Consider the following 12,592-nt stretch of genomic DNA (forward strand, 5'->3'; position numbering starts at 1 on the left):
ATCTCGGTATGCGGTCGCGGCGGTGACGTCTCGTGGTGGCTGCTCACCCGGTCGTGAAGCCTCGTTCTCCGACTGGTGACGGCCCTTTCCTGCGTGTGCCGGAAATCGTTTCGAATTACGGGAAACTGGGCCGAGAAGGTGATGATCGACTTTGGCTCATCCGCCACCGGTATGAATTGATTCAAGCGACCTTTTCCACTTGTCTCGGCGTGAACTAGTTTCGGCACTCTGCGCACGGAAGGAGTCGAATGGGTATTTACCTGACCGGCATCACTTGGGTCGTCGGCGCGGCGGCCTTGGCTGGATTCGTCGGCTACCTCGTCCGCCGGTTCGGCTGGGACGAAGGACGGCCGGACAACAACGACGCCGCCGGCCAGGTGTTCACCATCGTCGGCGGCCTGCACGCCGTCATGGTGGCGTTCATCCTGATCTCCCTCTTCGACTCCGCGAGCGCCGCGCGCGAAGGTTCGTACCACGAGGCGGACAGCCTGGTCGCCACCGTCTGGGCCGCCGATTCACTGGGGACCGAGGTCAAGGACGAGGTGCGGAAGCTGAGCGCGGCGTACATCGCCACCGTCGAACAGAAGGAATGGCCGCAGATGGCGGGCGGTAAGGAGACCGTCCCCGACATCGGCTGGACGCAGCTCGACCAGTTGCGCAAGGCGATCGACAAGGCTCCAACGGACGACGACTGGATCCGCGAGCGCAAAGCCGAGGCGTCCACCCAGCTCTGGCAGGTCTACGAGGCCCGGCAGGAGCGGCTCAACGCGGTCGAGGGCGGCAAGGTCGGCGGCGTGGTCTGGTTCGCCCTGATCCTCGGCAGCCTCGTCTCGGTGCTGCTGCCCAACCTGTTCGGCGGTACCCGGCTGGCCGCGCACCTGGTGATCGTGTCGACGCTGGCGGGCACGGTCACGTTGCTGCTGTTCGCGATCTACCAGCTGCAGAACCCGTACGGTGGCGGCGTAGGGATCCCGCCCGACGCCTTCACCGCCGCGCTGGCGCGGATCTCTTGAGCCGGTGCGCACCGTGGACGGTGTGACGCGGACGGCGGCGACGGTGGCCGTCGCGGGGCTGGTGGGGGCGTCGGCGCTGCTGGCCCCCATGGCCGCGCGCGCCGCCGAGTCCTGCCTGGTGGTGCAGGCGGAGACCGGGTCGCACGGGAAGTCGAAGCTGCGCTGGATCGACGTCGGCTCGGGGGTCACGTCGAGAGTGACCGATTCGGGTTACCGGCTCAACGCGCTCGGCTACTCCGCGACGCGGGACCGGGTCTTCGGTGTCGCCGAAGGACTCAGCCGTGGCGCGCATGCGGTCACGATCGATCGTGACGGCGACATCCAGGACCTCGGCCCGATCACCCGCGCCGGGAACCGGCTGCCGGTGTGGAGCCCGGTCGCCGGGGTGACCGCCGGCGCGATCGGCGGGAATTCCTGGTATCTGCTCAGGAACGGCACACTGTACACAGTGGACTTGACACCGGGGGAGCGGTACCTGCGGGTGATCAAGACGGTGTTCCTGCGGCCGATCACCCTCGCCCACGACGTCAACGACTTCGCGTACCACAACGGACTGCTCTACGGCGTTTCCACCACCTGGCGCGGAAAGGGCGCCGTGATCACCATCGACCCGGCGTCCGGCAAGGTCCGCGAAGCCGAAGACGCGCGTTTCCCGCCTGCCGACGTCTACGGCTCGGTCGTGCTCGGCCGCGACGGTGCCCTGTACGCCACGGCGAACCGGATCGGCGGGCGCAGCGTGCTCTACCGGCTGGATCGGAGCGGGCAAGTGACCGCGGTGCGTTCGGGACCGCCGCTGGCGGGTTCGGACGCAGCGGGCTGCCTCACCGCGGCCGAGCTCCCCGAACCGCCGAAGCCGGAACCGCCCAAGCCGGAACCGCCCAAGCCGACACCGACGCCTACGCCGACCCCGGCTCCCACGCCTACTCCGTCTCGCACCCCTTCTCCCAGCGCGAGTCCATCGCCGAGCGCGTCCCCCAGCTCCAGCCCTGGTCCGACGCCGACGCCGACGCCGACACCGACGCCTTCGTCGAGTTCGGCGCCCACTCCCACCCCGAAGGTGGTCCCGCCACCCGTCGCCGTGCCGAAGCCGTCTCGTTCGGCGTCGCCGAGGGAACGGAAGGAAGAGGCTGCGGAGACCGATCCGCACGCCCGCACGAAGGAGAAACGGCGGTGGGGATTGACCGCGCTGGTGCTGATCCTCGGTGGTGGCGCGGCGGCGGGTGCCGTCCGGCGGGCCCGGTGAGTCAGTACTTGAACTGGTCGACGTTCTCGCGCGTGATCAGCAGCGGGTCGCCCAGCAGCACGGTCTTCGTGCCTTCCTCGTACTTGATCGCCGGGAGTTCGAGATTGACCTTGTTCGACGGGCCGAGCGGTTTGCCCTCGGCGATCTGCTTACCCGCCCAAGCGGTGAGATAGCCGAGCGATTCGACGTTCCACAGCACCGAAAGCGAAGAGGAACCGTCCAGCAGGTACGGCTTGATCGCCTGCGGCGTCCCGACCCCGACGGTGAAGACGCGGCCGATCTTCTGCTGCGAACGGACCGCCTCGGCGACCCCGGGCGCGGACGTCGTGCACTCGCCGACCAGACCGGTGAGGTCCGGGTACTTGGTCATCAGCTCTTTGGCGAGCGCGGTGGCGGTGTCCTTGTCCTCGCCCGCGTAGACCGTCTCGACGAGCTGCGCTCCGGGATACTGCGAAGCGGTGTAGGCGCGCTGGACGGCGATCCACGCGTTGAGGTTCTCGGCGGTCTCGCCACAGGAGACGATCGCGTACTTGCCCGCGTTCCCCATCTTCTTCATCAACGCGTCGGTGAGCGCCTTTCCGATGCCCTCCGGGGTCGCCTGGTTGACGAACAGTTCGCGATCGGTGCCGGGCGCGTCGGTGTCCGAAGTGATCACGTGGACGCCTTTGGCCCGCGCGTCGGCGATCGCGGGCGCGATCGCCCTTGGATCGTTCGGCGCGATCGCGATGACGTCCACCTGCTGGTCGACGAGGCCGCGCACGATCGAAACCTGCGCCGCGGGGTCCACCGTGGCCGGGCCCGTCGAGGACCATTCGACACCGAGCTGTTTCGCCGCGGCCTGCCCGCCGGTGTTCATCGCCTCGAAGTACGGGATGCCCGCGACCTTCGGCACGAACGCGATCCGGATCGGCTTGGCCGCCAGCCCCGCCGGTTCTTCACCGGTGCAGCCGGTCAGCCCGAACACCATGCCCAAAACGAGCACAGTGGCAACGACGAGCGTCTTCGTCGGCCCTCGCATCTCCACCCCATAGTCACGGAACCACTTGAACCCAGCCGATCGGTCTGCGCGCGGTGGAGACCTCCGGCGAAACTAGGGTCTCCGGTTACCCCGGTCAACCGGATGAGCGCAAAGGGTTACGGAAGTGAGTTCATCGACCTGGCCTGATTACCGGGTCGGCCTACGGGGGTGACTTTGGGTGATTGTGGGTGGGGAGCCGGGTAGGTGTCGGTGAGCGGTTGATCGGCGAGTCGGCCGCGAAGCGGGTGATGTGGGCAGGGCCGAGTGGGGAGGATTTGGGACGTTCAACGTCCCAAATCCTCCCCACTCGCCTGGCTTTGAGCTTGATCAACGGAGGATCGGGGACGTTGAGTGTCCCCGATCCTCCGTAGACCGAGGTCCGAGGTCGGCGCCTTCGCGAAGACGTACGAATCGGGACACTGAACGTCCCAGTTCCTACATCGTCGACCATCGAGGGCGCGCTGTCCGTCGCCGGTGGGTCGTGAGTGGCCATTCGGGCTATTGCGGGGTAACGCAAAGGTGTCGGGTCGCAGGGATTCGCTCGCGGCCGTCTCGCGAAGGCCACTTCTGGGACGTCAGGCGTCGCGAAAGTGGCTTTCGCGACGCATCTTGACCATGTGTCCAGCGAGGGCACGCCTCCGGCGTAGCGAAGCGCCCCCCTTCGCAGCCGTACCCTGCCCTCGGTGTTGCGAAAGCCACTTTCGCAACGTTGAAGGTTGCGAAAGTGGCTTTCGCAACCTGCCACCTTCGCCTTACCCCTCAATAGAACCCGAATCGCCACTCGCGACCCACCGGACCGAGCACCACCGCCGGGTCAGCCGCTCGACAGGTCGATCGCCTTGTCGATCTCCGATGGCATCAGCACCCGCAGGATGCCCTCCAGCAGGTAGTAATCGCCGTAGGGCAACGAGACCTCGACGCCGTCCTCGGCGCGGCGGTTGCGGGTCCCTCGCGCCATGATCGCGTCGGCGCGGGTGGAGTTCGTGGTCAGGCAGGTGTCGCACAACGCGGTGAGGATCCGGATCGCCGCCTCGCGGTACTGCGGCCGGTTCGTGACCTTCGCGAGGTCGAGCAGGCCGCACGCCATCACGGCGCCGGCGGAGGAGTCCTTGATGTCGTGCGGTGCCTGCGGCGCGAGGTAGTCCCACACCGGCACGTTGTCCGGGGTGAGGGCGCGCAGCGCGAAGTCGGCCAGGCGTTGCGCGGTCCGCAGGAACAGCGGGTCGCCGGAGCGCCGGTACATCGTGGTGAATCCGTAGATCGCCCACGCCTGACCGCGCGACCAGCAGGACGTCGGGCTGTAGCCCTGCACGGTGTTCGGGCCGATCTCGGCGCCCGTGGCCGGGTCGAAGTCGAACACGTGCGGGGTCGAACCGTCCGGGCGCAGGAAAACCCGTTCGGTGGTCTTCGCGTGTGAGACGGCGATGTCGAGGTACTTGCGGTCACCGGTCTGCTTGCTCGCGAAGGTCAGCAGGTCCAGGTTCATCATCGTGTCGACGATGACCCGGCCGGCGTTGCCCGGGGTGCCGAGCGCGCCCCATGCCCGGATGAACTTTCCTTTTTCGTTGTAGCGCTGGATGAGCGACGCGGCGGCGTTGAGCGCGCCGGTGCGCCATTTCTCGTCGCCGGTGAGCCGCCAGCCGGTCACCCACGATGGGTAGAACAGGAATCCGAGGTCGTGGTCCCGCGTCTCGTGCTGTCGCGGCGCGAGTTTTTCCGCCGAAGCCATGGCGAGGGTGCGGAATTGCGGATCGCCGCTGTAGAGCGCGGCGAGCCACAAAGTCCCCGGCCAGAATCCGCCGATCCAGCCGCCGTTCTGCGAATAGGTCCATTTCTCGAACCGGGTGATCTCGGGAAAGGCCGTCACGCCGGGTGCGACGGCCCGCAGTTTGGTCACCGCGTAATCGGCCGTCCGGCGGAAAGTCCTCAGCCCGTTGGCGTCTTGCTCGGCCGCGGTGGCGGCCGGGGTGATCGCGGTGGCCGCGACGGCGGCACTGGCGGCGGTGGTCAACAGGGTTCGCCGGGAAACGCTCACAATGCCCGCCATTCGTCAGTGGGAAATGCGTCACGGGAGTTTCGCACGACGATTACGGACTTGTGAAGAGCATTCACGGTTGTGAATAACCGCGTCACTCAGCGGGACGGATGTTCGCATTATGTCGGAACACATTGTCCGGGTCGTACACCGCCTTGATCGCGGCCGACCGCGCGTACTTCGCCGTACGCACCCGTAATTGTCGGAACGCGGCAGGAGTTCTTCCCGCAGCGCCCGCGCCCGGCCGCGGTCGCGTCGTCGTGCACCGTCGAGAACGTGTCCTGCACAGTGTCGCTGGCCGACGGCCTCGCTCCAGGGCCGCCCGCGCGGGCGAAAGGGCGAAGGCCCGGCGCTATGGGGTGCGCCGGGCCTTCGCGATCAGGAGTGCGTCACGAGCACTTGGGTGCCACCGGCAGGTCCGATCCGGTCTGCAGGTAGGTGTCGGAGATGTAGTGTCCCGGGCCGATCCGGTCCCAGATGTTGCTGGTGCCGAACTTGCCGGTGACGGTCTCGCCCTCGACGTAGCATTCGATGGTGACCTTCGCGTAGTTCGCCGCGAGGCCCTTGATCGCCGCGCTGGTGCTCGCCGAGGCCCGGACGTTCATCGGGTCGCCCGCCGTGCTGACGACACCGGTCGGGCCGGAGCCGGTCCACAGGTAGGAGACGTTGACCCAGCCGTTGTCGGTCATCTTCAGGCCGTCCCAGAAGGTGCCGTCCGCGAGGTCGATACCCGCCGGGTTGGCCACCTTGCGGCCGAACTCGTCCTTGCCGCCGTTGTAGCCGTCCTGGTAGGCGGCCTGCGCTTCGGGCTTGCCCTGCGGCAGGTTCTTCCACATCTGACGGGTGGCCGACGGGTTCCAGTAGTCGTCCTTGGTGTTCCACGGGCCGACGTCCCACACCGGCGCGTATTCGCAGCGGCTGTTGTCGGTGCGGCAGATGCGCACGGTGTAGTTGCCCGTGTTCTTCGGCGCCAGGCCGCGGCCCGAGGGGAGGGCGACGAAGTGGTCGCGGGACTTGATCACGTGCCCGTTGGCCGTGGTTCCGCCGACGAGGCCTTCGCGGGTGCCGTAGACCTTGTACGTCAGCGGGGCGGCGGCCGCGCCGATCGCGTTGACCTGCGGGCCGAGCTCACCCTGGAGGGTGACATCGCTGACCTTCGCGGTCACGCCGTCGTTCACCGTGCGCAGTCCGATGCGGACCTGGACCGTGGAGACCGAAGTGGACAGCTGGGCGGCGCCACCCTCGGTGGGCGTCCATTCGGTCCAGTCGTTGCCGTTGAGCTTGCCGCGGACGGCGACCTCGACCTCGGTGCCCTTCGGCGCGTCGGCGGTCACCTGGGCGGAGACCCGGTTCACCGGCTTCCCGAGCTTCTGCTCGGCCAGCAGCAGGTAGCCCTGGCTGCCGATGGAGTCGGGTTTTCTGTGCCAGGCGGCGTTTTCCAGGCTGAGCACGCCGCCGTCGCTGCGGACGTTGACGTCGTCGCCGTCCACAGTGGACAAGTCGGCGCGCCAGCTTCCTTCGGGGGCGGCGTTCGCCGGGCTGGCGGCCAGCGCGGTGACCGCCCCCGATGCCAGCACAGCCAGTACGGCCGCCATCACCCGGCGGGCCTTAACGGTCCGGACCATTCCGGTCTCCCTTCGAGCACTCTCGGTTGCTATGAAGGGAGCTTCGCCGGGTCGTGTACACGATCGATACAAACGCAAGTCGGCACCTGATTGCGGTGGGTGAAACCCGCATTCAGGTGCCGAATTGCGAAAAGGTCAGGCGCTGGCGGAGTCGCCGTAAGAGGCTTCCGCCGATTCCTGCAGACGCGACGCGAGCGCGGATTCCTGTGGTCGCGCGGAGAGTTCACGCCACAGCGCGAGCGCGCGTTCCGAATACGTCCGCGACCGTTCGGGCTGGCTCAGCGCCTCGTGCAGTTCCCCGAGCAACTGCGACACCTCGGCCTCGGACCGGCGGTCCCCGTTGCGCCGGTGCACGCTCAGCGAATTGACCAGCAGCAGTTGCGCGTGGGCAAGGTCGCCGCTGTGCAGGTACAGCTCGCCGAGGTTCTGGTTCGCGTAGCCGACGCAATGGTCGTCGCCGAGTTCGTTGAAGATCGCGATCGCCCGGTCGACCCGCTCCCGCGCGCCCGCGAGGTTGCCCTGATGCTGCCGCAGCATCGCGAGCCGCTTCAGCGCGTGCGCCTCGCGGTGCCGGTCGCCGATGCGCGCGGACTGTTCGAGCGCCTCGGTGAACCAGCCTTCCGCGTCGGCGTACCGGCGCCGCGCCAGCCACACCGCGCCGATCGCGATCCGCGTGACCGCCTCGCCGTGCGGATCACCGGCCGCCGCGAACTGGTCGAGCGCCGCGTGGCAATGCTCCAGCGCGACGGCGTCCTCGCCCTTGATCCGCAGCACGGTGCCGAGCCCGGCCAGCGCGATCGCCGCGCCCCGCGCGTCGCCGATCTTGTCGAACAGCAGTTGCGACTGCTCGAAGGCGACCAGGGCTTCGGCGTAACTGTCCTGGTAGAGCTGGATCTGCCCGAGGTTGCGCTGGATGATCGCCTCACCGCGGACCTCGCCGGACCGGCGCGCGGCGGCCAGCGCGACGGCGTGCGTGTGCAGCCAGTCGTCCTGGTGCCCGCGCTGGTCGAAGTACGGCGCCAGTGCCGCGGCGAGGCGCCAGGCCAGGGCGTCGAAGCCGAGGTCCGCGGCCAGCGAGACGGCGGCGACGCAGGTGTGCCGTTCGGCGGCGAACCACGCGGCCGGATCCTCGATCAGCTGCGCGGTCCCCGGCGGGAGGGCGGGCTGGACGGCGGTGTCGTCCCGGTAGAGCCCGAAGAAATGGATCGGCAGCCGGTCCGCGGCTTCGACCGCGAGCGCGAGATAACCCTCCAGCACCCGTTTCGTGGCGTCGTGCGCTTTCGCCGGGACGTCCTGCGCGCGTAGTTCGAGGGCGTAACACCGCAACAGGTCATGCAGGCGGTAGCGGGGTTCGCCGGTGCCGTCCGAGCCGCTGAGCTCGACCAGATGGGCGTCCACCAGCACGTCGAGGACGTCTTCACCGTGCGTACGGCCGAGCAGGGCCGCGACCACCCAGCCGGGGAACTGGACCGAGCCGAGTCCGCCGAGGCCGCGGAACGCGGTCGCCGCGGACATCGGCAGCAGGTCGTAGCTGAGGGTGACACTGGCCCGGACGGCGAGATCGCCGACGCGGAGCTCGTCCAATCTTCGTCTCTCGTCCCGAAGCCTGTCCGCCAGCACGCGCAACGTCCAGCCCGGCCGGTGGGTCAGCTTCGCCCCGGCGACCCGGATCGCCAGCGGCAGGTACCCGCAGTGGCGCAGGATCGCGGCCGCGCACTCCGGCTCGGCGGCGACCCTGTCGGTGCCGACGATGCCTTCGAGCAGCGTCGCGGCCTCGGCCTCGGGCAGGAGTTCGACGTCGACCGGGCTGGCCCCGGCCAGATCCGGCATCCGCACCCGGCTGGTGATCAGGACCGCGCAGGAGCCCGCGCCGGGCAGCAGCGGCCGGACCTGGGCCGCGCTGCCGGCGTCGTCGAGCACGACGCACATCCGCAAGGTGGTGAGCCGCGACCGCAGCAACGCCGCGCGTTCGGGAAGCTCACGCGGCAGCCCCGCGTCGGGGACGCCCAACGCGCGGAGCAGCTCGGCGAGCACGGTCATCGGGGGCCGGGGCGAGGACGACGTCCCGGCGAGGTCGACGTGCAGCTGACCGTCCGGGAAATCGTCGCGGACCGCGTGCGCCACCCGGATCGCGACGGAGGACTTGCCGATCCCAGGCGCGCCCGAAAGCACCACGATCGCGGGTTTTCCCTGCTCACGTCGGTCACGGAAGAGGCCGACGAGATCGCCGACCACCCCGTCGCGGCCGGTGAAGTCCGGCAGGTCCAGCGGCAGCTGGCAGACCGGCGCCATCGGCCGGGGGAGGGCGACGGCCACGGCGTCCGGGCTCACGGGCGGCGCCACGATCAGCGAAGCCCGCAGTTCCTTCAGCCGCGGACCCGGTTCCGTGCCGAGTTCGTCGGCCAGCACCTTCTCGGCCGTTTCGTAGGCCTCGATCGCGTCGGCCGTGCGGCCGTCGGCCCGCAACGCGACGATCAGCTGCTGCCAGAGTTCCTCGCGCAGTGGATGTTCGGTGACCAGGCCGCGCAGTTCGGCGACGGCCTCGGCGGTCCGGCCGAGTTCGATCCTGGCCCGTAGCCGCTGTTCCTGGACCGCGAGCCGCAATTCCGTCAGCCTGGCCACGGTCGCGCCCCAGCCGTGGTCGTGGGGAAGGCCTTCGAGTACTTCTCCGCGCCACAGCGCTTCGGCTTGATCCAGCAGGTCAAGAGCGGATTCGGCCTCCCCTCGGCCGAGCGCGGACTGGGCGTGGGCGGCCAATTCGCCGAAGCGGATGTGGTCGATCTCCCCGGGTGTGGCCTTGAGGATGTACCCGGAGGCCCGGCTCCCGATGCGTTCCCCGAGTTCGGGGTCGTGGTCGGCGAGGCGTTTGCGGAGTGAGTGGACGTAGGTGCGGATGTTCGCCGCCGCCGAACGTGGCGCCGACGAAGGCCACAGGACCTCGATCAGGAGTTCGGTGGAGACGACGACGTTGGGCTGGAGCAGGAGAGCGGCCAGCAGCAGGCGCGGTTTGGGGCCGCCGAGCGGCACCACCTGTCCGTCCACCGCCACTTCGAGCGGACCGAGAACGCGAAACCCGAGAATAGTCACCTAAACCGCCAATACGGCAGGAGCCCCATATCCGCCGATAATATTGCCGTCCCGCCATGGTTGGCTAGATCCATTCGCATGCATGTGCAGACACCTCGTCGGCGTTTGTACGTGATGTGTACGACGCCGGTCGACGCTGAAGCCATGAAGCGTTCAAGTGTCCGGCGGCTCGCCGGTTTCTTTCTCGTGCTGGTGACGGCGGGCGCCTTCGGCCTCGCCGGAGCCACTCCCGCACTGGCCGCGGCCACCGGGACCGTGAAGACGGCGGGTGATCCGCTGAACGTGCGCCGCGCCCCGAGTACCACCTCGACCGCGGTGCGCACGGTGGCCAACGGGGCCACGGTGACCATCGACTGCCAGACGATCGGGACCTCGGTCACCGGTCCGCTGGGCACCACGACGTTGTGGGACTACGTTCCCGCGCTCGGCGGTTACATCTCGGACGGATATGTCTACACCGGCTCCGACCAGCGGATCGCGCCCGACTGCGGGGTCGGTTCCGGCAGCGCCGAATGTTCCACCGGCGTCTGCGCGGGCGAGGGCCAGTTCCGTTCATCGGATGCTCATTTCCTCGTCTACGACAAGGACGCCGACGGCAAGTCCGCCGTGGTCGCCTACTGGCTGAAGGGTGGCGCCGGCCCGTTCTACGTCTGGGCCTCCGGCGGCAACGGCACCCACGTCGACAAGGCCGTGCCGGTCGCGAAGGGATCGTGGGTCTATTACAAGGTCTGCGTCGCCAACGCCGCCGCGAATCCGACCCTCGAAGCCTGTAGCGGCGGCATCACCGATTACGCCGCGTGAAATCCCTCCCCGTTCTTTCCCCACTTCGAAAGGTTGAATTCTCATGGGTCAGGTGAACCGGAGGGCGGTACTCCTCGGTGGAGCCGCGGCGGTTTCGGCGGCTGCCTTGTCGTCGACGTTGCCTTCATGGGCGAACGCCAGAACGATGGCGGCGGCGCCCGCCATCCACGATCCGTTCCAGCTCGGTGTCGCCTCGGGTGATCCCCTCCCGGACAGCGTCGTGCTGTGGACGCGGCTCGCTCCCGCGCCGCTGAACCCCGACGGCTTCGGCGGTATGCCGGACGCTTCGTACACAGTGGACTGGGAGATCGCGAACGACCAGGCGTTCTCCTCGGTCGTCCAGAGCGGCACCGCGACCGCGGCCCGCGCCTCCGGGCACAGCGTGCACATCGAGCCGGTCGGCCTCCAGCCGGGCCGCGAGTACTTCTACCGGTTCAAGACCAGCGGCTACATCTCACCGGTCGGCCGGACGCGGACCGCGCCCGCCGCCGGTGCCGCGGTGAACCAGCTGAAGTACTGCTTCTCCTCGTGCCAGCACTGGGAGGAGGGCTGGTACCACTCGTACAAGGGAATGCTCGCCGACAACCCGGAACTGGTGCTGTTCCTCGGCGACTACATGTACGAGCGGAAGTCCGGCCGCGCCGCCGCGGAACGGAACCCGCGCAGGCTGGCCTTCACCGACGACGTGACGACGCTGGCCCAGTACCGCGCCCGGCACGCCCAGCACAAGACCGACGCCGACCTGCAGAACGCGCACGCGATGGCGCCGTGGGTCGTGGTCTTCGACGACCACGAGGTGATGAACAACTGGAACGGCACCGCCAGCCCGGCCACCGCGGACCGCAAGGCCGCCGGTTTCCAGGCGTTCTACGAGAACATGCCGATCCGGTCCACCGCCAAGCCGAGCGGCGCGTCGATCCGGCTGTACCGGCAGTTCGGCTGGGGCAACCTCGCCCGGTTCCACATGCTCGACACCCGCCAGTACCGCAACGCGCAGGTGCCCGACCCGTCCGGTACGGCGGGGCCGTCGTGCACCGACATGCGGTCGACGTCGCGCAGCATCCTGGGCACGACGCAGGAGGCTTGGCTGCTGAAGGCGCTGGAGACGCATCCGGCGAAGTGGGACTTCCTCGGCCAGCAGGTCTTCTTCGCCACCCGTGACGGCGACGGCAACAAGGCGACCTGCGAGAGCCCCGACTCCTGGCAGGGCTACGAGGCCTCCCGCGACCGGATCGCGAAGGGCATCGTGGACCGCAAGGTGCCGAACCCGATCGTGCTGACCGGCGACGTCCACCGGCACTGGGCGGCCGACCTGCGCCGCGACTACTTCAACCACAGCGACCCGGTGTTCGGTTCGGAACTGGTGACGACCTCGGTCACGAGCAACAGCGACACCGCGACCGATCCGTCGTCGACCTGGCTCTCGAACAACCCGCACGTCAAGTACTGCCGGGGAAAGCGCGGCTACGTCCGGGTGACGGCGTCGCAAACGCAGATGCGGGCCGACTTCATGACGGTTTCGGACACCAGCGAGTACGACTTCTCGAAGGTGACTCTTGCCGCGGACCGGTCCTACGTCGTCGAGGCGGGGAAGCCTGGGCTCCAGAGGGTGTAAGACAGCGGCTGGGCGTTGGGTCTCGCGAGTGGCGATTCGGGTTTACCGTTCTTGCCGGGCTCGGCGCCAGTGACCTTCCCCAGTACATGAAGGACCCCTTCCTTGCGCCTGGCGCGGTGAAGGGGTCCTTCATGTACTGGGGAAGGGGGCCTTCA

At 68.5% G+C, this 12,592-nt stretch carries 9 protein-coding genes; 4 read left to right on the forward strand and 5 right to left on the reverse strand.

Annotation, left to right across the window (positions count from 1 at the left end):
* Positions 1 to 248: 248 nt before the first annotated feature.
* Together DL990_RS27810 and DL990_RS27815 are read left to right on the forward strand one after the other, a co-directional pair.
* Positions 249 to 1,013, forward strand: coding sequence for a DUF4239 domain-containing protein (locus DL990_RS27810; protein WP_125785681.1), 765 nt, complete (start codon positions 249 to 251; stop codon positions 1,011 to 1,013).
* 22 nt (positions 1,014 to 1,035) lie between these two features.
* On the forward strand, positions 1,036 to 2,256 hold the full coding sequence (locus tag DL990_RS27815) for a serine protease (protein WP_233620593.1): 1,221 nt from the start codon (positions 1,036 to 1,038) through the stop codon (positions 2,254 to 2,256).
* A gap of 1 nt (position 2,257) precedes the next feature.
* On the opposite strand, the gene DL990_RS27820 is transcribed toward DL990_RS27815, so the two are convergent.
* The 5 genes from DL990_RS27820 to DL990_RS27840 form a co-directional block, all read right to left on the reverse strand.
* Complete coding sequence (locus DL990_RS27820; RefSeq protein ID WP_370451378.1) at positions 2,258 to 3,274, reverse strand: autoinducer 2 ABC transporter substrate-binding protein; 1,017 nt, start codon at positions 3,272 to 3,274, stop codon at positions 2,258 to 2,260.
* 814 nt (positions 3,275 to 4,088) lie between these two features.
* Positions 4,089 to 5,309 (reverse strand): glycoside hydrolase family 88 protein, encoded by a 1,221-nt coding sequence (locus DL990_RS27825; protein WP_125800526.1) that lies wholly within the window; start codon positions 5,307 to 5,309, stop codon positions 4,089 to 4,091.
* A gap of 94 nt (positions 5,310 to 5,403) precedes the next feature.
* Positions 5,404 to 5,502, reverse strand: coding sequence for a BBE domain-containing protein (locus tag DL990_RS42475; protein ID WP_370451379.1), 99 nt, complete (start codon positions 5,500 to 5,502; stop codon positions 5,404 to 5,406).
* Between the two features lie 196 nt (positions 5,503 to 5,698).
* Entirely contained in the window at positions 5,699 to 6,934 is a 1,236-nt protein-coding gene (locus DL990_RS27835) for a hypothetical protein (protein WP_125800405.1), read from the reverse strand.
* 135 nt (positions 6,935 to 7,069) lie between these two features.
* Positions 7,070 to 10,021 carry a BTAD domain-containing putative transcriptional regulator gene (locus DL990_RS27840; protein ID WP_125800406.1) on the reverse strand — a complete coding sequence of 984 codons (2,952 nt, stop codon included), beginning with the start codon at positions 10,019 to 10,021 and terminating at the stop codon, positions 7,070 to 7,072.
* 144 nt (positions 10,022 to 10,165) lie between these two features.
* Here DL990_RS27840 and DL990_RS27845 point away from each other — a divergent pair, with 144 nt between their 5' ends.
* Both DL990_RS27845 and DL990_RS27850 read left to right on the forward strand, forming a co-directional pair.
* On the forward strand, positions 10,166 to 10,822 hold the full coding sequence (locus tag DL990_RS27845) for a hypothetical protein (RefSeq protein WP_199746623.1): 657 nt from the start codon (positions 10,166 to 10,168) through the stop codon (positions 10,820 to 10,822).
* Between the two features lie 43 nt (positions 10,823 to 10,865).
* Entirely contained in the window at positions 10,866 to 12,437 is a 1,572-nt protein-coding gene (locus DL990_RS27850; protein ID WP_125785686.1) for an alkaline phosphatase, read from the forward strand.
* Positions 12,438 to 12,592 lie beyond the last annotated feature (155 nt).

Source organism: Amycolatopsis sp. WAC 01416 (assembly GCF_003947485.1).
In the GTDB taxonomy this organism is placed as follows: domain Bacteria; phylum Actinomycetota; class Actinomycetes; order Mycobacteriales; family Pseudonocardiaceae; genus Amycolatopsis.

Excerpts from the sequence above, each read along its gene's own strand:
- DL990_RS27810 (WP_125785681.1), top strand. The coding sequence starts at position 249 with ATGGGTATTTACCTGACCGGCATCACTTGGGTCGTCGGCGCGGCGGCC.
- DL990_RS27820 (WP_370451378.1), bottom strand. The coding sequence starts at position 3,274 with ATGCGAGGGCCGACGAAGACGCTCGTCGTTGCCACTGTGCTCGTTTTG.
- DL990_RS27835 (WP_125800405.1), bottom strand. The coding sequence starts at position 6,934 with ATGGTCCGGACCGTTAAGGCCCGCCGGGTGATGGCGGCCGTACTGGCT.
- DL990_RS27845 (WP_199746623.1), top strand. The coding sequence starts at position 10,166 with ATGAAGCGTTCAAGTGTCCGGCGGCTCGCCGGTTTCTTTCTCGTGCTG.
- DL990_RS27850 (WP_125785686.1), top strand. The coding sequence starts at position 10,866 with ATGGGTCAGGTGAACCGGAGGGCGGTACTCCTCGGTGGAGCCGCGGCG.